The sequence below is a fragment of the Klebsiella sp. 141153 genome (assembly GCF_032601995.1).
In the GTDB taxonomy this organism is placed as follows: Bacteria; Pseudomonadota; Gammaproteobacteria; order Enterobacterales; family Enterobacteriaceae; genus Klebsiella; species Klebsiella aerogenes.
The window spans coordinates 140,242-163,130 of the sequence record NZ_JAQIRJ010000003.1 but is presented as its reverse complement, the minus strand read 5'-3'; the positions used below and the strand labels follow the sequence as shown (position 1 = coordinate 163,130).

The following is a 22,889-nucleotide window of genomic DNA, read 5'->3' as shown; positions in this document are numbered from 1 at the left end:
CTTATCCCTGCAGGCTTCGGGTCGGGCCAAGGCAGCGTCCTTGCAAAACACGGCCCTCAGCCCGCATCCATGCGGGCTGCCCCGGCCTGCCGGGAACGTCTCAGCGATTTTGAGGCCACCAACACCGGCAGTTTCAGCCAGCGTGGTGAATAAATTAAAGGCAGGCCGCACAGACCGTAGGCCGGATAAGGCGCAGCCGCCATCCGGCGCAAAAGCGGCACCTAATCCGTGGATATTGCCCGGCGGCGCTGCGCTTGCGTGGGCCTATGGACCGGGTCCGTTGGCAAATTTATTGTCGCATGTAGCCCCGGTAAGCGGTAGCGCCACCGGGGATTTCCCTGCTTGCGCTACGCTTAGCAGGGCTACGGTTCTACGGAATCCACCGCCGGGCCGCGGTAATCGCCGCCGAGGGCTTTAATCAACGTGATATCGGTGCTAAGACGCTGGGCCTGGATATCCAGCAATAACAGCTGCTGGGCGATGGCCGGTCGCCGCGCTTCTTGTGCGGCATAGCGGCTTAACAGGCCGCGCTGGTGATGGGCGCTGGCGCTGCGGGTGGTGGCCATCGCCGCCGTCACCTTCAGCTCCTGCAGCGCCACCTGCTGGTTGAGATCGTTAAGCTGACTGGAGCTTATCGCCACATCCCGCACCGCATCCAGCACCGCCTGGTTGTACTGCTTAATCAGGATATTGCTCGCCGTACGTACCGACTTCAGATTGGCGTTCAGGCGTCCACCATCGAATATCGGCAGATACAGCCCCGGCAGCAGGTTAATCTGCTGGAAGGACGACTTAAACAGATCGCCGACGCTCAGCGCGTTATATCCCCAGAAGGCTTTAATATCAAAATGCGGATAAAAGGCCGCTTTCGCCGCATCTACCTGGCTCATTGAGGCGGTCACATAACCGCGCAGGGCCTGCAGATCCGGGCGACGCGCCAGCAATTCGAAGGAGAGTGAATCCGGCAGCGTTTCCTGCAACGCCGGCAGGGCGACCGGGTGGATCTCCGGCATACTCTGCGCGTCGGCGCCAATCAGCGCCCGCAACGTTTCGCGGTACTGGGTTAGCGTGCCGCGGGCGGTAATCACCTGCTGCTGCGCGCCCAGCAGTTCCGCCTGCGCATTGGCGATATCGACGCTATCCTCCACGCCGCGCTGGGTGCGGTGTTCATGCGCCTGCACCGACAACCGGGCAATTTCTTCTAGCTGCTGCAGCAGAACTATCTTCTGGAAGGTGGCCTGCATGGCGAAGTACAGCTGCGCCACGCTGCTGGCAAGGTCCAGTTCGATACCGGCGGTTTCCGCCTGGCGAGCGTTCTTTTCGCCAATAGCTGCCGCGACGCGGGCCCGGTCGGCGCCCCATAAATCGATATTCAGCGTCGCGCCGACACCCACGGTATTGAGCGTGTACCACGGGCCGTTTTTATCCACCGGCAGAGAATAGGAGTAGGGCCAGCTAAAGGATTTATCGGTTATACGCATCCGGTTCTGCGCCGCCACGGCGGTCGCCTGCACGCCCATTGCCGACTGCGCCAGCTCGACGGTGGATTGTGACTGTGAGATGCGCAGCCGCGCCGCCTGCATGGTCGGCGAATTTTGCAGCGCGCGGTTTACCAGCATGTTGAGCTGGGGATCGTGATACCCCTCCCACCAGCGGGCCGCCGGCCAGCCGCTATTCGCCAGGTGGATCACCTGTGCCAGCTGCGCCTGTTGCGGATTAACGATCGGCACTTCGCCAGGATCGTCCTGAATCAGCGCGCATCCCGTTAACAGGCTGATGGCGAAGGCCAGCGGTGAGTAGCGCAGAAAACGTGCTGCGGCGTCCATTTTTATCATGACGGTTCTGCCTGTCGCGTAAATTCAGAAGGTTTGTCTGACCAGTCCGGCAGGGTGGTCAGTAAAGCCGCCAGCGGTTCGCCGAACGGATTAGCCGGATCGACAACCAGCGGCGCAACGGGTGTCGTCGGCTGTTGACGTTCAATATCATCGGCATACGTCTGTAACTGTTCGGCGCAGCGGCTTAAGAAGGGGTCTCCCGGCGCGGCATATAGCCGATAGCCCTCGCTCAGGCGTACTATCTCCTGCGCCTGCTGCCAGGTGGCTTTGCTCGGCCAGGATTTCGCCTGCGGCCACGGATGCGCAAAAGTGCCCAGCGGCTCGGCGGCGACCCGATGCATCAGCGTTTCGCTGGTGGTCAGCGCCTGGAACAGCGGCACCATCTGCGGCTTATCATCTTTCGCGCGCAGGAAATCGGCTATCTGGCGATAAAGTTGCGCCAGCCGCGATTTCAGCTGCGGCGCTTCGCTATCCGGCCACAGGTAAAGATGGACGATCGATGAGACCAGTACGCCGAGCAAAATACCGATGACCCGGTCGCGCAGTTCGGTCAGGTTGGTCAGTGGACCAAACCAACTGAGGAATGCCAGCGAGAAGGTAAAGCCGATTTGGATCCCGGCGTAGGCAATACGCTCTGACCCGGCGGCAATCCACGCCGAGAGCGCCATTACCGGCAGAACCATCGCCAGCAGGCCGACGATAGACTCGGTCCACGGTTGTACAAAGACGATCAACAATAGCGCCAGCAGCGTAGCGAGCAGCGCGCCGCCGATACGCAGCCAGGTTTTTTGCATCGTCGCTCCCAGCCCCGGCTGGGCGACAATCACGCAGCTCAGCATAATGGTGTGGATGCCCTGCCAGTCGGCGGCGGTATAGAAGACGTAGCACAGCAGCGTCGCCAGCAGGGTTTTCAGGGCGAAATGCAGATAAGCGGGATTGCGCCAGGCATCCGGCAGCAGCAGCGGCGACTTCTCGGCTTCGCCCTGCGGCAGGTCGATGCTTTCACCGCGCGCCAGCTTCGCCAGCACATCCACCATCTCTTGTAAAATCAGCGTATTGGCGCCGCGATCATCAATGACCGGCGCGGAGAATGAAAACGGCGTACCCTCGTTCATCGACGGTGCCAGCGCCTGTAGCGCGGCGGCGATCTGCTGGCGCGACGCGGCGTGGTCATCGCCCGGTTGCAGCAGCGCCGCGAGGTGATAGCAGCGCAGGGTGGCCGCCATCAGCGCCTGCCAGCGCGGCGGATCGGCGGCAATTTCCGGCGCCGCAAAGCGCGCCTGCTTAAACAATCCTTGCAACTGATTAAAACGCCCGGCGATCTCTTTGAAGGTCGGCGGCGCGGCGTTCTGCGTCAGTACGTCGGCGACCTGCCGCTGCATCACCACCAGCTGAGCGCGGAATTGATAGCCGGGAAAGGCCTGGCGAAAGCAGGCGTTGACCAGGAGCGTGACCAGCGTTGCGGTATTGATCGCCACCCAAAGCCACAGCAGCAGGCGCACCAGAACTTCACTTTGGCTGGTCATCGACGGGAAGGTCTGGGCATAAATCACCGCCAGCGCCACCACGAAAAACGCCAGCCCGAGTTTGCCCAGCACGCGCATCAGATACATCGCGCCAAAGAACAGGCATACCGAAGCGACCAGGCGAATCAGCGGGAAATCATAGGTCCACTTGATGATCAGCAGCACCAGACCCAGCGCCACGCTGATGGTGACAAAAAACAGGACGCTGCCCAGCTTAATCATCAGGATGTTCGGCTGACTGACGTAAAACACCACGATCAGCGCCACGGCGAGAAACGGGATCTGCAGGGTCATAAACAGGGTGATCAGCACCGCGCAGCTCAGCGTCAGGCGCAGGGTATAGTTGGCCCGCCCCGGCGCGTCGGCGAGCTCCCGTTGCAGAAACAACCAGAAATTATGCATGCCGGACCCTTATTTCGCCTGCAGCACGGCGCTGGCGGAGGCGCCCATCCGGAACAGTTCCGGGTCGGGATTTTTCACCGCGATTTTGACCGGGAAGCGCTGCGACACATGTACCCAGTTGATGCTCTTCTGAATTACCGGCAGCCCGCCAATGACGCTACCGCCCTCCGGCAGTACGCCTGAACCAACGGAATCGACGACGCCGTCAAAGGGGCGGCTGTGGTTAGTCATCACCGTCACGGTTGCCGGCACGCCCGGCCGAACGTTTTGCAGATCGGTTTCGCGGAAGTTCGCAATCACATACCAGTGGTCGTTATCCAGCAGCGTGAAGACCGGTTTCAGAGCGGAAGCATATTGTCCGACGGTGGTTTTCAGGGCGATGACTACGCCGTTAAACGGCGCACGGACTTCGGTGAACTCCAGGTGCAGTTCCGCCAGGGCGATTTGCGCGACGATCCCGGCGCGCTGCGCGACCATCGCATCGACGCCGGTGACCGCGGCATCAGCCTGTTTGGCCTGCAGCAGCGTGGCTTCCAGTTCGGCGCGGGCGGCTTTTTCCGCTGTGCGCGCCTGATCGAGATCCTCCTGCGCGGCGAATCCCTGCGGCACCAGCGGTTCCAGGCGGATACGGGTCGAGGTGGTCTGTTTCACCAGCGCCTTCGCCCGCTCTACCGCGGCGCTCACCGACTGAGCGTTATACTGCTGGGCTTTAATGGTGCGCTGGGTCAGCATAATCTGCGCATCAAGCGCCGCCAGCCGTGATTTTGCATCCTCCAGCATCGCCTGATAGGGGCGCGGATCGATGCGGAACAGCAGATCGCCTTTCTGCACCCGCTGATTATCACGGATCGGCATCTCAACGATTCGCCCGCTGACTTCCGGCACTACGTCGATGGTGTCGGCGTAGACGTAGGCGTCGTTGGTTTCCGGCGAAGTCTGTAACTGCCAGATAACTACGATCAGCGCCACAATGGCGGCGAGGACGAGAGCCAACAAGGGCCATTTTTTCCGTAAAACGCTTGGGCTGGATTGAGTCATAGGTATTTAATGTGCGAAAAGAAGAAACCACAGAATAGTGGCAAATAGAAACATTAACGCCAGGTAACTTAATACCAGCGGGGAAAAGCGCGCCTGCCAGCCTTTACGGGCAATCAGGATATGGCAAGGGATCAGCAGTAATGCGCCGCCTAAAAAGCAGAAGAACCAGCCGGGGAATGCTGCGCCTAATACCGGTATGGCGGGGGATAAAGAGCAACCGGAGACCGCCAAAAGAAGTAATAACAATGCCGGGCGCGCCCGTTTTACAATTTGCTTCAAAGGAAGATACCTGAATGTTCATGCCATTGAACAATTGAGTTTATTCGTTGCAAATCAAATAAACCCTCAATACACCGCCTAAATTATAGCGCTGATGGTTTGCTTAGCCGAGTTATGGTTATCCTCTGATAATAGTTTAATTTCGCGTAGGTATTAAAAAGTCGCTTTATCATTAGCGAAATAATTGAAATAGGGCGTTTCTCATTTCTCCATAGTCAGCGGCTATGCCGCGAGCTATTCTTAGGTAAGTACAATAAAAATACTGAGGCAATGTCATGGATAAGGAACTACTGGAAGCGGGCTACCGGGCCTATACCGGCGAGAAGATAGATGTCTATTTCAATACCGATATCTGTCAGCACTCGGGTAACTGCGTGCGCGGCAGCGCGAAGCTGTTCAATCTGAAACGTAAACCGTGGATCATCCCCGATCAGGTGGATGTGGCGACGGTGGTAAAAGTGATCGATACCTGTCCCAGCGGCGCATTGAAGTATCGCCACAAATAAGCGAGGAAATGATGGAAATTCTGGAAGGTCACAACAAGTTCTACGTTAATGACGCCGAGGGAAACCAGGTGGCGGAAATTGTCTTTGTTCCAACCGGTGAACATCTGAGCATTATTGAGCATACCGATGTCGATCCCAGCCTGAAAGGCCAGGGCGTCGGTAAACAGCTGGTCGCGAAAGTGGTCGAGAAAATGCGCCAGGAACAGCGCAAAATCATTCCGCTGTGCCCGTTTGCCAAACACGAATTCGATAACACCCGCGAGTACGACGATATTCGCGCCTGAAATACGGCGCCAGCTGTGGCTGGCGCTGCTCCGCGATTTACCCGGCTAACCGGCAGGTGGCATGATCCGGTAAAAATCGCTGAATGATCTCTCCCAGATGTTCGCGAGTGACCGGCGGTGAGAACAGATACCCCTGGAAACGATCGACCCCCAGCGCTTTTAGCTGATTAAATTTCTCCAGACTATCCACTCCCTCGGCGATACAGCGGCTCTGCGTCAGCTGGCAGTAGTAGACCAGGCTTTTAATCAGCACCAGCGCGTGCGGGTCGCGCTGAAAATCATTGACGATACTCATATCCAGCTTATAGCCGCTAAAACGCGCCGTGCGCACAGGGAACATGACGCTGCTGTGCGAGAAGCAGTCGTCGAGAAAGATGCGAAAGCCCTGCTGCTGAATATTGCTCATATTCGCCACCGCTTTTCCTTGCTGCTGTAAATCAACGGTTTCAGCAAATTCCAGCACCAGTCGGTCGGCCCACAGTGGGTTCTGTAGCTGTTGCCAGGCGGTTTCCATCATGCGGGCAAGATTATCGTGATGGGCAATGCAGGGAGGGATATTGACCGAAAAATAGAACTCGCCCTGATAGCGATTGATATTCTGCACCGCTTCCTGCAGGACAAAGGCGGTCAGTAATAGCCAGGCGTATTCGGAGCGGATATGCGGGAGAAACTCGCCCGGCGGCAATACCACGCCATCTTTGCGCCAGCGCGATAATATCTCGATGCCCTGCAGGCGTAAGCGGTCATCAACAATCGGCTGAAAGACCGGAAAGATCTGCCGGCTGTGAATGGCGTGGATAAACTCACGTTCGAAGGGGGTCAGCGCGGTCATGCCCTGACCAGCTACGCGTTTGCTTCGGCTGCCCGGAAACCGGCTCGCCAGATGCGGATGATACTCCACCATCTTGTTTAGTCCTGAGGTTCTTTGGTTGTAGAGCGTTTTCTGACTGACGCCGCGGATCTGCGCCTGACTGGTGATGCTGTGGCCATACAGCAGGGCGAGGGTGGCGTTAAGTTCGATTTTGCTTAAGCCCGACGGCGGTTTGCCGCGCGCCAGCGCCTCGATGGCCGAAAGCTGTTGCAGGCCGGGGTAGCCGACCAGGCCGCCTTTCAACAATGCCGCCAGACGGCGGCACGGTAGATCGGAGGAGATTGCCTGCACGGCGGCCAGCAGGCGGCGGTCGCCAACCTGGTGCAGTAAGGTTTGCCACAGCCACGGCGCCGGACTGCGGCTTAAGATCACCATGGGCAAAGGTCGTTTGGCCTGGGTGAGTAACCAGGCGGCTTCGCGCAGGACGAACAGTAGCCACCAGGGATCGTCGGGCAGAAAAACCACAATTTGCCGGACGTCGGCTGGCGCAGATATCGACAGCATGCTCTGCACCCGCGGCTGTAGCCACACCGGATGGCGGCAACCGTCGTCGACCATTCGGGCTAATCCCGCCGCCGCCATGGCGCAGGGCGACAGGATGTAATCCGTTGTCGCCTGCGGGGTATCGGCTTTACTGGTAGACAAACGTCACCCCAATAATCGACTGGACGTTACCCGCCGTCACCTGACCGCTGGTGCGCGCATAGGTAGCGGTCAGACCGAGATTAACCGGTGAAGTGCCGACCGTTCCCAATGAAACATTGCTGTTGGCCGGAACGACGCTACCGTTGCGCGTCATCTGGACGCCAATACCCTGCGCCGGCGAAGCGGAAGCGGTATTGGTGAAAATGGAGTTGGCGCTATCGGCGGTGGTGCCGGAAAGGTAATAGCCAAGATTCTGGTTCTGCGCGCAGTGGACGGTGACCGGCACCGCCATCGAGCCCGGATAATCGGGTAACGTCACGGTCACATCGCGGGCGGAGACATCGCAACCGCCGGTCGGCACAACGACGTCGTTATTGGCGTAAATATTCCACACGAACTGGAAGGAGTCGCTGTTGTAGTTGTTGGTTTGATGCAGGATCAACACGGCAATCAGCGATCCGGCGGTAATCGCCACCCCGCCCGCAGTGCTGACCGGAGTCAGATAGAGTACGGTCGGCCAGGGTTTATCGGTAGTCGAATCGTAGATCACCCGCGAAGTTTCCGTGGTGGTCGGGAACGGATAAGAGGTACCGTTATATTTTACGGTACCGGAAAAGCTCGACAGCACGCCGCCGTAGGCGGATCCGCGCTGTAGCGTCACATAGTCGGTAATGGTTTGCGGATAGTCGTTATGGCAGAAAATCTGCGTCGACAGGTCGACCACCAGGTTTTGCCCTACGTTAACGGCCGGGGTCAGATTGACGTATACGTTGGCCGAGCCGCCGCCGATGGGGATAGTTGCGCCGGTGGCGGTTTTACAGGCGAAGGACCAGGCGTTAATCGACCAGCCCATTAGCAGCAGGGTGGTAAACAGAGCGATGACTTTTTTCATAAACAAACTCTCCTGACTCAGGCGTAGGTATAGGTGACGCTAATCACCGCCTGAATGGTTCCCTGGGTGGCGCCGCCGTTAACCGACAGGGCCCGGACCTGCAGCGGAAAACGCGCCGACTGTGAGCTATCGTCGACCTGAACCGACTTTTGCGCCCCGTTATTGAGCGTGGTGCCGCTGTCGTCCTGTAGTTCGAGCTGGATGTTGCCCGCGGTACCCTGATTCTTGTAATAACCGGTGCTGTCCGCGGTGCCGCTAAAGGTGGCGACGACGCGCGATGTCCCGACCGGACAATTGCTTAAATCCAGCGCGGTGCTGTGCCACGCTGAAGCGGAACCTGCCGACACCAGGCTGAAGGTATATAGATCGCCGAGGTCAACATTGGCGTTGGTGGTGGAGACCGTACACGGCTTGGCCACCACTTTGCCGTTCACCGTGATGGTGATGTCGGCGGCCTGTAGCGGGGTAATGTTTAACGCCAGCGCGCCTGCCAGAAGCCATCCTGCGTAGTGTGCTTTCATCTCAGCCTCCGGTTACTGGAATTCAAGGGTAAAGGTGGCGGTGGCATAGACGTGGCCGGCGGTCACCGGTACGCGGGTTGCCATCAGCCGGGCGTAAAAACCGAGGGTGTTGGTCTGCCCCGGCGTTAAGGTGGTCCAGGCGAGCGACGAAGAGGGCGCGTTGACCGGCAGCATCGTCTGCTGGCCGTTGAGGATCTGCACCGCCATGCCCGCCGCCGCGGAGGCGCCGCCGTCGATTTTTAACAGGTCGTTATTGTCGCTATCCGGGGTGCCGTTAAAGCCGACTTTTACCGCCGTCACCGAGCTGCCGCAGGGCGACAGCACGATGCGAAACGGCACCAGCGGCGTGGTTGCGCCGACGGCGTTAAACTGCTTCGCGGCGTTATCCATCAGATCGACGGTAAACTCTTTCGATTCGGTGGCGACCGCGCAGGCGTTGTCGCGCACGTAGCCGCTGATGGTGATGGTGCTATCGGCCGCAAAGGCGTTGGCGCAGACCAGCGTCAGGACGGCGCCGAACAGGTTAAGTGGTTTTTTCATCATCATGCGTTCCTTAACGGCACTCTGCCGATAGCTGGCTCAGCGCCTGTCGCTGACTCTCTTCCGGCAGGCGATAGCTGGCCACGCAGCTGGCGTTCGCGCCTTCGCCCCATTTCACCTGCACGCTGCCGGCGAGCGGCATCCCGCTCAGGTAGACCTGGCCGTTATCGGCCACGATACTGCCGCTCTGATTGCTGCCCGAGGTGACCATCGCGCCAAACGGCACCGGTTTGCCGTTATGAGTCAGCGTCATCAGTAACTTGACCCCGACGTGGGCTTTGAAGTCCGCCCGCACGATAGCGCCGTGAGTAGGGACGACGCTCACCACCGCGTCATCGAGATCGACGTTATCGGCAAGCGTATTGGTATCCAGCGCGACACGATTTTCGCGATATTCGGTGGCGTAAGGCAGTACCGCATAGCCGCGCCAGTCGGTACGCACCCCGGTCTGGTTTTCCACTTTTACGTTGTCGGCGCCCGGCGCTTTCACCAGCACCACCGTGTCATTCAGCGGCTGGCTCAGGGTCACGCCGTTGGCATGGGCCAATACGCCGCCGCTGACGCCGTAGTACAGCTGTTTAAAGCCGTCGCTGCGGCTGTAGCCGACGTTGGCGTTGCCGTAGCCGCCGCGGTAGTTCAGCGCCGCGTAGCCGGTACCGCTGCTATCTCCTTCGCCGCCGCTGGCATAGCCGGTCTGCACGCTATAGCTCAGGTTATTGTCTTCCAGCAGGGTGCCGTAAAGTCCCGCCAGATTGGTCATCCGGCCATTAAGATCGTGCGACATGCTGTAGCTGGCGCTGGCGTGCCGCCATACCGATTTGCTGTCGGAACGCAGCCAGTGGCTGAACGGAATATTGACGTTGACCGCCAGCATCTGGTCGCGGCCCTGCTGCCAGGCGTTTTTGGTCAGGCTGTAGCTCAGCGTCCAGTTGATGTCGTCCACGGCCGCGTTGAGCCCGGCCTGCAGTTGCTGGTCCGCCTTGCCGGTCGACCAGTAGGTCTGATGGCTGCCGCTCAGATAGAGCGTGGCGGTACGCCCCAACTGTTGGGTCACGCTCAGTTGCACTTTGCCGCGCTTGTTATAGGCGAGGTTGTAGTAATCGGTGAATTTCGGCTTCACCTGGATCACGCCATCCTGGGTCTGTACGTCGTAACCGCTCATCCGGCGGTAGGTAGTATCGGCAAAGCTGTAATAACCTTTAGTGGAGTAGCGATAGCCCACCAGTTGGATATTGGTGCCGACATCGCTCAGCGACTTGTTATAGAGGAAGCGAATCGACTGCCCCTGGTGATCGCTGTCGTCGGGCAGGGTGGCGTTAGCCTGGGTGACATCCAGCGAGACGGCGCCGAAATCGCCCATGTTTTTCCCCACGCCGAGATTAAAGGCGCGGTAGCGGTCGGCGAGCTGAGTGCCGCCATATAGGGTCCAGCCCGCAGGCAGGCCGTGTAACACGGTACTCTGAAAGAACTTCGGCTCTTCCTGCTGATCGTTGCCGCTGCGGTATTCTCCGGCGGTCAGCGCGTACCGGGTATGCCCTTCGCGCTGCAGTACCGGCACCGTTGACCACGGCACGCTAAAGACCTGGCTGGTGCCGTCGTTTTCTTTAATCGTCACCTGCAGATCGCCGCCGTTGCCTGCGGCATACAGATCGTTAATGGTGAACGGGCCCGGCGGTACCGTGCTCTGGTAAATCTCATAACCGTTTTGTTTGATCGACACCTGCGCGGTGCCGCGGGCGATACCGTGGATCACCGGCGCAAAGCCCTTCTGGCTATCCGGCAGCATGTTGTCATCGCTCGCCAACTGGGCGCCGCGGAAGTTAATGCCGTCGAAAACATCGCCGTTGGTGTAGCTGTCGCCGAGGGTCAGGCGCGAGCGCAGCGGCGTGATGTCGCGCTCAAGCCAGGTATTAACATGCTGCCATTTATTCTCATTGCTGGAACTGCTGCCGCCGCTGCTGTAGCTCCACGTGGTGTTATCACGTAGTCGCCAGGCGCCGAGATTAAGGCCGCTTTGTAGGTTTAAATAGGCGTAATTGCTGCTGCCGCCGGTATCGTTATGGACGTTGTTGCCGGTGAAGTTATAGTTCAGCAGCCCGGCGTTGATGCCGTCATCCCACATTTCAGGCGGAATGTAGCCGCGCGCGCGGTTGCCCATAAAGGCCTGCGGCACGGTGAGGTACAGGCGCTGCTGGCCGACATCGAAGCGCGTCGTGGCATCGGTGATAAGTTCGGTCAGCGGCACGCAGGCGTCGGCGGCGAGGGCGTTCATCCCGGTCACCGCCGCGGTGTTGACCCCCATGCCCGCCAGCTGGCCGCGGGTCAGGCACGGGCTTAACCCATGGCCTTTTTCGCCGCGGTTAAATGTGACATCGCGAGTGGTCATAAAGCCGTCATTAAGGTAAATATCGACGCGGTAGGTGCCGGGCGGCACCTCTTGCCCGTTTTCAAAACCGGAAAGATCGGCCACCGCCGCAGGATCGTCAGCCAAAAAACGCGGGTTAAAATAGAGTTCAGCCTGCGCGTGACCCGCCTGCAGGACAAAACAGAGCGCCACGGGAAATTTCGCCATGGTCAAAATAGCGCGCGGGCGGAGCCAGGCGCTGCGGGAACCAAAACGGTCCTGTCCATATTTGAGATGTGACATAGTCCCTCCGGTCTGAATTCGCCCGGCTGTCAGTTCTTATTGTTATGCGCGGCATGGCCCGCCCGGCGGGCCAAACCTGTATTAGCGCAGCACGCCGTTCATTTTTGGGGTCAGCGCGCCGTAATCATTAATCGTGCGATAAGTAATGTTGCTACCGGCATCCGGCGGCAGCTTGACGGAGGTTTTGCCCATTGGCGGCACCAGCGCGTTTTCCAGCACCCGGGTGCCGGCGTTAAGTTCGGTGACGGTCAGGTAATAAGGAGTGGGGTTAGTCAGTGTTAACGACGAACCGCTGCGGCTAAAGCTCAGCTTTTCCGCCGCCTGATCCGGCGGCAGCGCCAGTTTCGCCGGGCGATAGTAGAGCTTGATGCGGCTGATAATCGCCAGCTGCAGGGTATTTTCGCTCAGTTTGGATTTATCCATCGATGGGATGGCTTTCACGTTAATCCAGAACAGACTTTCGCGATCCTGCGGCAGTTGTTTATTAGTGGCGTCAATGATGCGTAGGGTATTCTCTTTTTTACCCTGCATGGCGAACAGCGGCGGCGTAATCACGAAACGGCCGTCTTTGCCGCCGTCGGCGTTTTCCACCCACGACTGAATCAGATAGGTGCTGCTGTCGTCATTATTGGTCACCCCTAACTGAACCTGTTTTTGCCCGGCCGGATAGATAACCCGCGTGGCGCCGAGCGCAACGCCGGCCTGAGCCCAGGCGGAGTAACCGCTTGCGGCTATCATCAATAATCCCGCCAGTAGTCCGCGCGTCATCCCCAGTCTCTTTTTCACGTTTACCCCTTTTGTACTCACCGTTGTTTCCTGTTTCCGGATGTCTGCTGGTTAATTACTGATAGGTCAGAGAGAACCAAACTTGCGCGTTTGCCGCTCCCCCGGTGACCTGATTGCCGGTCGCCCGATATTTGGCTACGAAATGTAGCGTGGTGGGGCCGGTATACAGCCGCCGCCAGGCGCCCGGCGGGCTATTCAGCGGAATCAATTGATCTTCTTTATCAAATAACGCGATGCCTACGCCGGTGGCGATACCCGGTCCTTCGCCAACCGAGAGCACATCTGGATTTTTGCCATCAGCCACGCCGCGAAACGACACGCCGACATGCTGGCTGACCGCGGTGCTGCAATCCTGAAGGTGAATATCGAATGGCACGGGGTTGGCATCTTCCCCGGCTGAATGAAAGCGATTACTGCTGATCTGCCCCATATTGACGGTCATCTGCTGGTCGCCGGCTTCAACGCGGCAGGACTCGGCGATGATGACGCCCTGAAAACGCATGTTTCCCCCGGCGACCGTGACGTTCCAGTGGTTGCCGGCCAGCGCCAGCGGCGAAAGCAGAAACATCAGCAGACCTGTCTTCACTCCTTGCATCGTTATCACCCCAATCCCGTAGTGGATAACGGGCCATCCTGGCCCGGAATGCTTCCCTGTCTGATGTTTGAATTACTCGTATTGCACTTTGAAGGTGGCGTCTGCGTTAGCAGTACCGGCAGTAGCCGCGCCAGTGGCGTAGTAACGCGCCTGGAAAGGAATGATGTTGGTGCCGTCGTTCAGCGTGGTGGCCGCGCTGAAGGTTGCGCCATCCAGACCCAGCGGAGTGCCTGTTTTGTCGAGGATCTGTACGCCGACGTTGGTCGCGCCGCCAGCAGCGGAGCTCTGCAGAGCCAGAACGCTGGTGTTGGTGCTATCAACCGCGGTACCAGAGAAAGCCACAGAGGCTTTAGTGGCAACAGTGGTATCACAGTCGTCTAACTGAATGTTGAAGCCTACAGCGGAGCTGGTGCTGCCCGCGGTAGCCAGTTTTGCTGAACGAACCTGGCCTAACTGAACGGTCTGATCGATAGAACCGGCATCGACTGCACAGGCTGCGTTGACGATTTCTCCTTTAAAATGCACTGTACCGCCATTTACCGTGGTGGTATCGGCCAAGGCCGCCGCGGAGCTCAGGGACAGAGCTGACAGAACAACGATTGCCAGTGTTTTGATTTTCATGCTGTTTTCCTTTAAACAAAATCGATATTACGAACCAAAATTGGCAGCCGTTTTGCCTTCCAGGCATTCCATAAATCAGCCGAATGGTGCGACTGCCGGTTCTGCACAGTTTTCGCCCCACTGATGAGTCAATTGGGGCCATTTTGACTCATCGGGATTTATGGCTTTTATTTTGTTAATGCTGATATATTTTTGGATTTATATACTGATAACTATTTATTTTATGGATTTAATAACTGCTTATCTGCCGAGCATGGAAAAACGGCTTGTTTGAGTTCAATGTTGAGAAGCGGGCGTATGGGAGAGAGTCTGACGAGGATAAGTAAAGAAAGGTCGTTGGAGAATTTAATGAAAATCAATTAGATAAAATTTTTTTTGATGAAATATGCACTTGTCAGTTGCAAAAGATTACAAAACATTTTTATGATATAGACAGTTTGGCCCCAATTGACTTGTTCAATATTAAAAATTTTCCTTTTTATCAATTGGTTATCTTATTTCTTCCGCGCTTGTAAATTTTCCTCCAAAAGGTTGTTTCTTTCCCAAATCCCGGCAAAACGTGCTGCATTACTTGCGGTGTAACGGACAGTGTGGCGAATATTACGATGTCCGAGATAATCTTGTATCAAACGGGTATCAGCCCCTCTTTCAGCTAGCTCATAGCCGCAGGCGTGACGCAGCATATGCGGATGCGTATGGGTGACGGTACCGGCTTCTTCTCCGGCAGCGCGGATAATGCGATAGGCCTGTTGCCGAGAAAGCGGCGTACCGCGGCGCGAGATAAATAGCGCGTCGCTTTTGCCTGCGGCCTTCCAACTGGCCCGTTGTTGCGTCCAGCGCTCTATCGCTTCGCGCTCATCAAAACGCAGCGGGTGCACGGTAGAGAAACCGTTCTTTAAACGCCGTACATTGATGCGCCCTTCGTTGAGATCGAGATCGCGATAGTGCAGATCGAGTAGTTCACTGATACGCATCCCGTGGCGAAACGCCAACAGGATCAGACAGTAATCCCGTTCACCGGTTGGGCCGTGCTGGGCCGCCTGCATCATTGCCTGTACTTCTTTGGCGGTGAGAAAACGACGTCGGTTCACAATTTTGAGCTCCTGAATTTACGTTTACTTATAAGGGATATCCTGAGAAAAAGATCCCAGGATGGATAAAAAATAATCTGAATGCAAAGGCCGTATTATTTGAAGGGGCTAATGACAAAACAGGTATCACATTACATTTACACATGCATATCCGTCATACTTCAAGCTGCAGGTGTGTTGGCTGCGCGCGTTCACCCCAGTCACATAGTTATCTATGCTCCTGGGGATTCACGCTCTTGCCGCCTTCCTGCAACTTGAATTATTTAGGATATATAAATTATCGCCACGCGATAATTCTTATTTTTATCTATTTTATTCTTTACCACAATAGAGCCGCGCCAGGTCGCTGGCAGGTGCATAAAATAGCAAGGAAAAAAGTTAATGCCAGCTATTTATTGAACGGAAAACATGTGCTGAAAGGATTAATTTAACAATAAATAACGAACTTATATCCTGATAAATTACAGGTGCATAGAAACGTTTTTTTTCATGTTCTAAATAAGAACTTTTAAGAACAATAAACATATTTAACGTATGGTTAATTTTTATTAATGTTTTGCAAGAAAAAATCTATATATGAGGTAAGCTGCTTTTTATCGCAGCCTAAACAGAGCAAATTTGCAACAGTCTTGCCGGGGATAGCGGGCAGGGGCTGGCAGTAGTAGGGGGAACCGATAACGAAACGCCATCCGTGGCGTAAGGTTACCTTACTGGAAAAGCGACGTTCTCTGCTTCTCACGGGATTTATCCCAAATCCCGTAAAAGCGTCCGGCGTTGCTGGCCGTGTACCAGACGGTATGGCGAATGTTACGGTGACCGAGGTAATCCTGGATAAGGCGCGTATCGATACCCATATTGGCCAGCGCAAAGCCGCAGGAGTGACGCAACATGTGCGGATGAATTTCCAGCGGTAATCCTGCCTGATCGCCGGAGGCGGAAATAATCTGGTAAAACTGTTGGCGTGAAAGTGGATTACCTTTGCGTGATAAAAATAACCACTCGCTGGTGGATTGCGGATATTCATCACGAATATCCAGCCAGCGCTTTAGCGCCTGGATCTCTTTATTAAGCAACGGATGAGTGGTTGAGAACCCTTTTTTTAAACGGTGGATATAAATACATTTTGAGCGTAAATCAATATCTGAAATTCGCAGTCGGCAAATTTCACTGGCACGAAATCCATGAATAAAACAAAGCAATGTCAGGCAATAATTACGAGCAGCATGTGGTCCACTATTGGCAGCGTTAAGTAGTGACTCGATTTCATTCTGAGTCAGGAAGTTCCTTTTTTTTATTTCGCTATTATTCTTCATTATGTTCCCTTTCTATTGCAGGCGTACATTACTATCCCATAGGCTCTGGTTGGCCTATTACAGGATCCGAAGATAGGTTTCGCATTTTATGAGTAAGCATGATGCGGATCGTTTTTAATATCCCTCAAGTTACAAGGACTGTATCGCGGCAACGCTGCGCGAAATCCAGTGGGTATAATGAAGTCTCCCCGCCGCCGGGGTGAAGTGCGCTGGCGAATTTTTGATGCGATGCGCTCAGGCATTTGATGTATATCGCTTTTCCTGGTGGTTTACACGTCCTGTTCATCCTTTCTCCTCTTGAGTATGCGCGCTTACAGCAAGGTCATTGACTACCAGCTGATAAACTGAGTCCTGGCTGGATAACGTTGTGACCGTTATCCATGAGGATAATTGCCTCAATAAACAGGTTGGTATTGCGTAAATGTTTTACCGTAGGCAAACAGCGTCAGGCGCTTGTTAGCATTCACTGCAACACGACAACAGCGATTAAACCATACTGCAAAAATCGTAGAGAGAATAGCGTTAATAAATGTGCAGACGTTTCAAAGAGAGATTTTACTTATTATCGAGCAGTCGGAATTTTCCGCTCGAGTAATCAGTTAATGGATGACTAAATCGGAGTTTTTCAGCAGTTTTAGGAAGTTATCGATGTTGGCCATTCAGCCGTAACCACTTATGATACATAGATAATTCATCTTCAGGAGCTCAGGGAAATAGATGAGCCAGCTTCCGTGGTTTAGCAACTTAATAGCTACCTGTGACCCACGATTATATTTGTTGGTAAGGCCATGCGGCGCTAAAGAAGTTACCCTATAAGCGCCGCTGCTTACGAATTATCTTAACTGCTGGTAGAACAGGATAATAGCGATGGCAATCATAATCACCCCAGAAACCATGCTTACTCCCTTAGCCGCCTGCGGGCGGGCTGCCAGTACCGCGCGCGAACCGTAGCCGACCAACAGATAAATTAGCGTACAGGTCATCAGGTGCATCGCGCCCAGCGCCGACATCTGCAGCGCCAGCGGCCAACTGCCGTGCGGATCGGTAAACTGCGGTAGCAGGGCGAGGAACAACAGAAAGACTTTTGGATTAAGGCCGCTAATACATAATCCTTTCATCGCCCACGCATTCCAGCTGCCAGCCGATTGTTGCGCCGCGCCTGGCGCCGCCGGATGGCGTAATATCGTAACCCCGAGCCACAGTAAATAGGCCGCGCCCGCCAGCGTGATCGCCGATAGCGCTAGCGGATGACCGGCGATTAACACCCCGACGCCAGCGACGACGATAATGGTCGCCAGTAAATGGCCTGACATCAGTCCCATCACCGCCGGAACGACGCGACGACCGTTGATACCGGCGCTAATGGCATAGGCCCAGTCGGCGCCAGGGGTAATAATCAATAGAAACGAAACTATCCAGAAGCTGGCGATCAGGCTCATTTCCATCAGCAACGCTCCGCAACGATATTAGACATCACACACTCGCAAAATTAGGTTATCGTGTGAGAAAGAATATCGACATAGAAGCGAAATGAGCTTTCAATGTTATGTTGAAAACCGACGATTAAAGAGAAAATCTTCCAAATGGATAGCATAGACCGAAAAATTCTTGCTGAGCTGCAGGCGGATGGGCGTCTGTCGATAACCGAACTGGCGGAGCGGGTGAATTTGAGCCTTTCTCCTTGCCACCGACGTCTACGCGCACTGGAGCAAGAGGGGGTAATCACCGGCTATCGCGCCAATCTCGATCCGGGAAAAATGGGGTTCAATTTTCTGGCTATCGTGTTCGCCACGTTAAAAGAGGGCGATAAGAAAGCGGTCAGCGCTTTTGAGGAGGCGGTGGCGGAGATCCCGCAGGTTGTGCTGGCGCAACGCTTGTTTGGCGATCCGGACTACCTGATGCACGTCGTCACCCGGGATCTTCCTGCCTTTCAGAAACTCTATGATGACAAACTATCGGCGATGCCGGGCGTGCAGCATTTACGCTCAACGTTGGTGATGAAGACGGTGGTGCAGGATCGTCCTTTCCCACTGGAGACGTTAAACGCTTCCCGCTAATGCCCTGTGGCAGGGCATTAGCGCTCGTATGGCGAATCACCATTTCTCATCACGCGCGTTCTGGCGACCCTCACGGCGGTTGTCGCGTTTATCTACGCGACAGCTCATGTTGCTCTGTTGATCGTTTCTCACACAGTCGTGTTTTTCTTCGCGTCCACTCTGGCGCGCATCCTGACGGATATCACGGGCATCCTGGCGTTTTTCCGCGCGGTAGGTGGCGTGCGCGGTGAGCGTCGGCAGCAGCAGGGCGGCGGTAAGCAGAGGCAGGATCATTTTTTTCATTGTCGGAACCTTAAATATAAAAATAAATCACGGAAGGTTATAATTGTGGTTCGTAATCTTATGTAAATCGACACAAAATGTGCTGAACTCTCCTTTTTTTAGTTTATTATTAAACAAGCTTGGTAAATTCTCATTTTATTATTCTCGTTGCTACGTATTTTGGCTTATTACGCTAAAGAGATTACGAATATGGCATCAGGGCTCATTCGCTTTAAGTATTTGCATTGATTTTTATCAACGATCCTTATTCATCCTATTGTGGCGGATATTTAGCCATGCGATGCTCGCGGCATGAGATTTTTCTCAGTCCCCGCAAAGTTAAATGGAATTGTTAATAAAAGGAATATTATATGAAACGTTCAGTTATTGCTGCTGCAGTATTTTCAACCGTGCTGATGAGTGTTAATGCTTTTGCCGCGGCGCCAAATGAAGAGCAGGGTGAGTTAGTTATTATTGGTAATGTTATTAATTCTTCTTGTCGTTTTGAAACCGATTATAGCAGTACAATTCAATTGGCTGATGTTGATGCCACCCGTTTTGCCGGCATGTCGGCCGGTGAAGTCTTATCCGGTAATTTCGCCACCAGTAGCGATCCATTAACTATTGTTTGCCCGGAAGGTACGGTATTGAAATCGATTGATATTAGCGGCGGGACCTATACTGCCGGCGGCGTACTTAATCCTATCGCGACTACAACCTCTGCTAACGGGGTCGGTTTTAAATTAAAACTGGGTGAATCGGAGATTAATGAAAATACCATGTATGACGTCAATAATTTGCCGGGGGCGGTGACTTCTATGGGCAATGGCGTCTATCAAATGAACTTCTCTGCGCAATACGCCCGAATTAATGCCGCCACTCCGGTGACCGCCGGTGAAGTCCGCTCGGTGTTAACGATTGCCGTCTCTGCGGAGTAAGGACCTGTGCCGGCGCTTCGCCGGCAATTATTGTGCTAAGGGTGTGGTGCTATGAAACGGATTTTATTAGCAGGTTTATTTATCGCTATGCAGCCCGCGCATGCCGGAGTGGTGATTTTCGGTACCCGGGTGGTTTATCCGGCTGAGAAACAAGAAGTGGTCGTACAGTTGATGAATCATGGCGCCCGCTCTTCACTGGTGCAGTCGTGGATTGACGATGGCAATACCTCGTTGCCGCCGGAAAAAATCAACGTGCCGTTCCTGCTGTCGCCGCCGGTGGCGCGCATTGCGGGTAACTCCGGACAGCAGCTGCGAATAAAAAAATTAGCCAACAAACTTCCGCCAAACAAGGAGTCGCTGTTTTATCTCAACGTACTCGATATTCCTCCGAATACGCCAGGAAGTGAGGGGGCGAATACGCTGCGGTTTGCCATGCAAAACCGTATTAAGCTTTTTTATCGTCCTAAAGGCATTGCGGCGGTAAATAAAGATACGTTTAAAAATATTTCGCTGTCTTCCCGAAAAAACGCTCTGCATATCGCCAATGGTACCGCAAATTGGCTGACAATTACTGAAGTTAAAGTAAGTGGCGTTAAAGTCAATGAACGCAGCGTGATGATTGCGCCGTTATCCAGCCAGGATATGGTTTTAAAAAATAACCTTGCCCGCCAGTATTCGCTAACGATGATTGATGATAATGGAAACTTTATTAGCGACAGGCTCAATGTAAAATAATAAATAATGGAGTTGGCCATGTTAAGGATGACGCCGCTTTCCTCAATGATATTGTTGGTTTTATTATCCGGTCAGTTGCAGGCCGCTGAAGAGACTTTTGATACCAATTTCATGATCGGCGGAATGAAAGGTGAAAAATCATCAAGCTTTCGCTTTGCGGATAATCAACCACTTCCCGGTGAATATGAATTGGATATTTACGTCAATAAGCAATGGCGTGGTAAATATCCAATCGTAGTCGCCAGTAATCCGGATGATACCTGCCTGTCATCAGCATTATTAAATCAGTTGGGAATCAAAGCGGATAGCGCGCAGATGGTAAAGGATAACCAGTGCATGACGCTAAAATCCGCGGTGCGCAGCGGTAGTTATACCTTTAATATCAATATTTTTCAGCTTGATTTAGAAATTCCGCAGGCCTACGTGGAGGATCTTGAGCGCGGCTACGTCGCGCCGGAAAGTTGGGACCGCGGCGTTAACGCGCTGTATACCTCTTATTATCTGAGCCAGTATTACAGTGACTATAAAAATAACGGCAATAACAAAAGTACCTACGCCCGCTTCAATAGTGGGCTGAACCTGTTGAGCTGGCAGTTGCACTCTGATGCCACTTACAGCAAAGCCGATAGCGGCAGCGGCGACTGGAAAAGCAATACCCTGTATCTGGAACGCGGCTTTGCGTCGATTTTAGGGACCTTGCGCGCAGGCGACATGTATACCTCTGCGGATATGTTCGATGCGGTACGCTTTCGTGGGGTTCGTCTGTTCCGCGACATGCAAATGTTGCCAAACTCAAAACAGAACTTCACGCCGATCGTGCAGGGGATTGCCCAGAGCAACGCGCTGGTAACCATTGAGCAGAACGGCTTCACCGTCTATCAGAAAGAGGTCCCGCCAGGGCCTTTCGCGATTGCTGATTTACAACTCGCCGGCGGCGGGGCGGATCTCGATGTCACTATCCGTGAAGCCGACGGCTCGGTAACCACCTACCTGGTGCCTTATTCCTCGGTACCCAATATGTTGCAGCAGGGGGTATCTAAATATGACATTGCCGCCGGGCGCAGCCATATCGAAGGCGCCAGCAATCAGGAAGACTTTATGCAGGCCAGCTATCAATATGGCCTGAACAACCTGCTGACCCTGTATGGCGGCACCATGCTAGGCACCGATTATCAGGCTTTCACTATGGGAACCGGATGGAATACCCATCTCGGCGCGATATCCGTTGACGGCACCTGGGCGCGTAGCGATCAGGATAACGGTACTTTTGAAGGACAAAGCTATCAGATTGCCTACAACAAATACCTCACCCAGACTAAAACGCGTTTCGGAATGGCGGCTTATCGCTATTCAACCAGCGACTATCGTACTTTTAACGATCATGTTTGGGCGAAGAACCGTAATAGTTATCACCATGATGATAATGATGTTTACAACATTGATGACTATTATCGCTATGATTTTGGACGTAAAAATAGTTTCTCCGCCAACATCAGCCAGTCGTTGCCGGAAGGGTTGGGGTCTTTTTCACTGAGTGCCTTATGGCGTGACTACTGGGGAAAAAGCGGCAGCAATAAAGATTATCAGCTGAGCTACTCTAATAACTGGCAGCGGGTTTCCTGGACCATTTCGGCCAGCCAGACCTATGATGAAGATCATCATGAAGATAAGCGCTTTAACCTCTTCATTTCGATTCCGCTTATCTGGGGAGAGAGCGACAGCGTACTGGCGCGTCGTTTGACGCTGTCGAATTCGACGACCTTCGATAATGACGGTTTTGCCTCCAATAACACCGGCATCAGCGGCACAGGCGGCCAGCGCGACCAGTTTGACTATGGCGTGAACTTTAGCCGTCAGCAGCAAAACCATGAAACCACCGCCGGCGGCAACCTTACCTGGAACGCGCCGCTGGCGACGCTGAGCGGCAGCTACAGTCAGTCGTCGAAATATACCCAGGCCAGCGGCAGCCTGTCAGGCGGGGTGGTGGCCTGGTCCGGCGGCGTCAATTTCGCTAACCAGCTTTCGGAAACCTTCGCCATTATTCAGGCGCCGGGCCTGGAAAATGCTTACGTCAATGGTCAGAAATATCGCACCACCAACGGTCAGGGAACGGTCATTTTCGATCACGTATTGCCTTACCGTGAAAGTTCGCTGCTGCTGAATACCGCCAATACGCAGAGCAAAACCGAGTTGATTGGCAACCGTAAAGCGGTCGCTCCGTACCGCGGGGCGGTGGTGCTGGCGCGGTTTGATACCGATCAGCGTCAACCCTGGCTTATTCACGCCGAACGCCCGGACGGTACGCCGCTGAAATTTGGCTATGAAATTGAAGATAACGATGGACAGAATGTCGGCGTCGTCGGCCAGGGCAGCATGCTGTATATCCGCACTGATAACGTTCCGCCGTCGATTACCATCGCGGTCGATAAGCAGCAGGGCCATTACTGCACCATTACATTTAAACATACCATTGATGAAGGTAAGACCTATGTCTGCCGCTAAAAGG

General features: G+C 54.5%; 22 protein-coding genes. 6 read left to right on the top strand and 16 right to left on the bottom strand.

Going from position 1 to position 22,889, the window contains the following annotated elements; translation table 11 throughout:
- Positions 1 to 362: 362 nt before the first annotated feature.
- Genes PGS10_RS06625 through PGS10_RS06610 form a run of 4 tightly spaced genes read right to left on the bottom strand, consistent with a single transcriptional unit; the run spans position 363 to position 5,080 of the window.
- Entirely contained in the window at positions 363 to 1,826 is a 1,464-nt protein-coding gene (locus PGS10_RS06625; RefSeq protein ID WP_396280088.1) for an MdtP family multidrug efflux transporter outer membrane subunit, read from the bottom strand.
- A 5-nt stretch (positions 1,827 to 1,831) separates the two neighbouring features.
- Positions 1,832 to 3,763 carry an FUSC family protein gene (locus PGS10_RS06620; RefSeq protein WP_316422608.1) on the bottom strand — a complete coding sequence of 644 codons (1,932 nt, stop codon included), beginning with the start codon at positions 3,761 to 3,763 and terminating at the stop codon, positions 1,832 to 1,834.
- Positions 3,764 to 3,772: 9 nt separating this feature from the next.
- On the bottom strand, positions 3,773 to 4,801 hold the full coding sequence (mdtN, locus tag PGS10_RS06615) for a multidrug transporter subunit MdtN (protein ID WP_047078946.1): 1,029 nt from the start codon (positions 4,799 to 4,801) through the stop codon (positions 3,773 to 3,775).
- A 6-nt stretch (positions 4,802 to 4,807) separates the two neighbouring features.
- Positions 4,808 to 5,080 (bottom strand): YtcA family lipoprotein, encoded by a 273-nt coding sequence (locus PGS10_RS06610; RefSeq protein WP_015369860.1) that lies wholly within the window; start codon positions 5,078 to 5,080, stop codon positions 4,808 to 4,810.
- 275 nt (positions 5,081 to 5,355) lie between these two features.
- Here PGS10_RS06610 and yjdI point away from each other — a divergent pair, with 275 nt between their 5' ends.
- Both yjdI and PGS10_RS06600 read left to right on the top strand, forming a co-directional pair.
- The gene (gene yjdI / locus PGS10_RS06605) at positions 5,356 to 5,586 is read left to right on the top strand and encodes a 4Fe-4S mono-cluster protein YjdI (RefSeq protein ID WP_015369861.1); all 231 of its coding nucleotides are present in this window, start codon (positions 5,356 to 5,358) and stop codon (positions 5,584 to 5,586) included.
- Positions 5,587 to 5,597: 11 nt separating this feature from the next.
- Positions 5,598 to 5,870, top strand: a complete 273-nt coding sequence (locus PGS10_RS06600; protein ID WP_015369862.1) for a GNAT family N-acetyltransferase — start codon at positions 5,598 to 5,600, stop codon at positions 5,868 to 5,870.
- A gap of 37 nt (positions 5,871 to 5,907) precedes the next feature.
- Here PGS10_RS06600 and PGS10_RS06595 read toward each other — a convergent pair whose 3' ends face one another.
- The 11 genes from PGS10_RS06595 to PGS10_RS06545 form a co-directional block, all read right to left on the bottom strand.
- Entirely contained in the window at positions 5,908 to 7,386 is a 1,479-nt protein-coding gene (locus tag PGS10_RS06595; protein ID WP_047065316.1) for an EAL domain-containing protein, read from the bottom strand.
- The gene (locus tag PGS10_RS06590; protein WP_047044154.1) at positions 7,373 to 8,278 is read right to left on the bottom strand and encodes a fimbrial protein; all 906 of its coding nucleotides are present in this window, start codon (positions 8,276 to 8,278) and stop codon (positions 7,373 to 7,375) included. The genes PGS10_RS06595 and PGS10_RS06590 overlap by 14 nt, the downstream gene beginning before the upstream one ends.
- A 17-nt stretch (positions 8,279 to 8,295) precedes the next feature.
- Positions 8,296 to 8,799: a fimbrial protein gene (locus PGS10_RS06585; RefSeq protein WP_045396563.1), complete on the bottom strand. Its 504-nt coding sequence runs from the start codon at positions 8,797 to 8,799 to the stop codon at positions 8,296 to 8,298.
- A gap of 12 nt (positions 8,800 to 8,811) precedes the next feature.
- The gene (locus tag PGS10_RS06580; protein WP_045396567.1) at positions 8,812 to 9,342 is read right to left on the bottom strand and encodes a fimbrial protein; all 531 of its coding nucleotides are present in this window, start codon (positions 9,340 to 9,342) and stop codon (positions 8,812 to 8,814) included.
- Positions 9,343 to 9,352: 10 nt separating this feature from the next.
- Positions 9,353 to 11,986: a fimbrial biogenesis usher protein gene (locus PGS10_RS06575; RefSeq protein WP_045396570.1), complete on the bottom strand. Its 2,634-nt coding sequence runs from the start codon at positions 11,984 to 11,986 to the stop codon at positions 9,353 to 9,355.
- A gap of 81 nt (positions 11,987 to 12,067) precedes the next feature.
- Positions 12,068 to 12,754 (bottom strand): fimbria/pilus periplasmic chaperone, encoded by a 687-nt coding sequence (locus tag PGS10_RS06570; RefSeq protein WP_047078947.1) that lies wholly within the window; start codon positions 12,752 to 12,754, stop codon positions 12,068 to 12,070.
- A gap of 73 nt (positions 12,755 to 12,827) precedes the next feature.
- Positions 12,828 to 13,367 carry a fimbrial protein gene (locus tag PGS10_RS06565; protein ID WP_045396575.1) on the bottom strand — a complete coding sequence of 180 codons (540 nt, stop codon included), beginning with the start codon at positions 13,365 to 13,367 and terminating at the stop codon, positions 12,828 to 12,830.
- Between the two features lie 72 nt (positions 13,368 to 13,439).
- Positions 13,440 to 13,988 (bottom strand): type 1 fimbrial major subunit FimA, encoded by a 549-nt coding sequence (gene fimA, locus PGS10_RS06560; protein ID WP_045373910.1) that lies wholly within the window; start codon positions 13,986 to 13,988, stop codon positions 13,440 to 13,442.
- A gap of 494 nt (positions 13,989 to 14,482) precedes the next feature.
- Complete coding sequence (gene fimE / locus PGS10_RS06555) at positions 14,483 to 15,079, bottom strand: type 1 fimbria switch DNA invertase FimE (RefSeq protein ID WP_045373908.1); 597 nt, start codon at positions 15,077 to 15,079, stop codon at positions 14,483 to 14,485.
- Positions 15,080 to 15,786: 707 nt separating this feature from the next.
- Positions 15,787 to 16,392: a tyrosine-type DNA invertase gene (locus PGS10_RS06550; protein ID WP_045396578.1), complete on the bottom strand. Its 606-nt coding sequence runs from the start codon at positions 16,390 to 16,392 to the stop codon at positions 15,787 to 15,789.
- 833 nt (positions 16,393 to 17,225) lie between these two features.
- Positions 17,226 to 17,837, bottom strand: coding sequence for a LysE family translocator (locus PGS10_RS06545; RefSeq protein ID WP_045396582.1), 612 nt, complete (start codon positions 17,835 to 17,837; stop codon positions 17,226 to 17,228).
- A gap of 138 nt (positions 17,838 to 17,975) precedes the next feature.
- Here PGS10_RS06545 and PGS10_RS06540 point away from each other — a divergent pair, with 138 nt between their 5' ends.
- Positions 17,976 to 18,449, top strand: a complete 474-nt coding sequence (locus tag PGS10_RS06540) for an Lrp/AsnC family transcriptional regulator (protein WP_032706451.1) — start codon at positions 17,976 to 17,978, stop codon at positions 18,447 to 18,449.
- Between the two features lie 36 nt (positions 18,450 to 18,485).
- On the opposite strand, the gene PGS10_RS06535 is transcribed toward PGS10_RS06540, so the two are convergent.
- Positions 18,486 to 18,731, bottom strand: coding sequence for a hypothetical protein (locus PGS10_RS06535; RefSeq protein WP_045396584.1), 246 nt, complete (start codon positions 18,729 to 18,731; stop codon positions 18,486 to 18,488).
- Positions 18,732 to 19,081: 350 nt separating this feature from the next.
- On the opposite strand from PGS10_RS06535, the gene PGS10_RS06530 reads away from it, so the two are divergent.
- From PGS10_RS06530 to PGS10_RS06520, 3 genes are read left to right on the top strand one after another with little or no spacing between them, the layout of a single operon-like run.
- The gene (locus tag PGS10_RS06530) at positions 19,082 to 19,648 is read left to right on the top strand and encodes a fimbrial protein (protein WP_316422606.1); all 567 of its coding nucleotides are present in this window, start codon (positions 19,082 to 19,084) and stop codon (positions 19,646 to 19,648) included.
- Positions 19,649 to 19,699: 51 nt separating this feature from the next.
- On the top strand, positions 19,700 to 20,383 hold the full coding sequence (locus tag PGS10_RS06525) for a fimbria/pilus periplasmic chaperone (RefSeq protein ID WP_316422605.1): 684 nt from the start codon (positions 19,700 to 19,702) through the stop codon (positions 20,381 to 20,383).
- 18 nt (positions 20,384 to 20,401) lie between these two features.
- Complete coding sequence (locus PGS10_RS06520; protein WP_316422604.1) at positions 20,402 to 22,885, top strand: fimbrial biogenesis outer membrane usher protein; 2,484 nt, start codon at positions 20,402 to 20,404, stop codon at positions 22,883 to 22,885.
- Positions 22,886 to 22,889: the final 4 nt, after the last annotated feature.

What these genes read in the sequence shown, in the direction of transcription:
- PGS10_RS06625 (WP_396280088.1), bottom strand. Translation starts at nt 1,826, where the DNA reads ATGGACGCCGCAGCACGTTTTCTGCGCTACTCACCGCTGGCCTTCGCC.
- PGS10_RS06620 (WP_316422608.1), bottom strand. Translation starts at nt 3,763, where the DNA reads ATGCATAATTTCTGGTTGTTTCTGCAACGGGAGCTCGCCGACGCGCCG.
- mdtN (WP_047078946.1), bottom strand. Translation starts at nt 4,801, where the DNA reads ATGACTCAATCCAGCCCAAGCGTTTTACGGAAAAAATGGCCCTTGTTG.
- yjdI (WP_015369861.1), top strand. Translation starts at nt 5,356, where the DNA reads ATGGATAAGGAACTACTGGAAGCGGGCTACCGGGCCTATACCGGCGAG.
- PGS10_RS06600 (WP_015369862.1), top strand. Translation starts at nt 5,598, where the DNA reads ATGGAAATTCTGGAAGGTCACAACAAGTTCTACGTTAATGACGCCGAG.
- PGS10_RS06590 (WP_047044154.1), bottom strand. Translation starts at nt 8,278, where the DNA reads ATGAAAAAAGTCATCGCTCTGTTTACCACCCTGCTGCTAATGGGCTGG.
- PGS10_RS06585 (WP_045396563.1), bottom strand. Translation starts at nt 8,799, where the DNA reads ATGAAAGCACACTACGCAGGATGGCTTCTGGCAGGCGCGCTGGCGTTA.
- PGS10_RS06580 (WP_045396567.1), bottom strand. Translation starts at nt 9,342, where the DNA reads ATGATGAAAAAACCACTTAACCTGTTCGGCGCCGTCCTGACGCTGGTC.
- PGS10_RS06575 (WP_045396570.1), bottom strand. Translation starts at nt 11,986, where the DNA reads ATGTCACATCTCAAATATGGACAGGACCGTTTTGGTTCCCGCAGCGCC.
- PGS10_RS06570 (WP_047078947.1), bottom strand. Translation starts at nt 12,754, where the DNA reads ATGACGCGCGGACTACTGGCGGGATTATTGATGATAGCCGCAAGCGGT.
- PGS10_RS06565 (WP_045396575.1), bottom strand. Translation starts at nt 13,367, where the DNA reads ATGCAAGGAGTGAAGACAGGTCTGCTGATGTTTCTGCTTTCGCCGCTG.
- fimA (WP_045373910.1), bottom strand. Translation starts at nt 13,988, where the DNA reads ATGAAAATCAAAACACTGGCAATCGTTGTTCTGTCAGCTCTGTCCCTG.
- PGS10_RS06550 (WP_045396578.1), bottom strand. Translation starts at nt 16,392, where the DNA reads ATGAAGAATAATAGCGAAATAAAAAAAAGGAACTTCCTGACTCAGAAT.
- PGS10_RS06545 (WP_045396582.1), bottom strand. Translation starts at nt 17,837, where the DNA reads ATGGAAATGAGCCTGATCGCCAGCTTCTGGATAGTTTCGTTTCTATTG.
- PGS10_RS06540 (WP_032706451.1), top strand. Translation starts at nt 17,976, where the DNA reads ATGGATAGCATAGACCGAAAAATTCTTGCTGAGCTGCAGGCGGATGGG.
- PGS10_RS06535 (WP_045396584.1), bottom strand. Translation starts at nt 18,731, where the DNA reads ATGAAAAAAATGATCCTGCCTCTGCTTACCGCCGCCCTGCTGCTGCCG.
- PGS10_RS06530 (WP_316422606.1), top strand. Translation starts at nt 19,082, where the DNA reads ATGAAACGTTCAGTTATTGCTGCTGCAGTATTTTCAACCGTGCTGATG.
- PGS10_RS06525 (WP_316422605.1), top strand. Translation starts at nt 19,700, where the DNA reads ATGAAACGGATTTTATTAGCAGGTTTATTTATCGCTATGCAGCCCGCG.
- PGS10_RS06520 (WP_316422604.1), top strand. Translation starts at nt 20,402, where the DNA reads ATGTTAAGGATGACGCCGCTTTCCTCAATGATATTGTTGGTTTTATTA.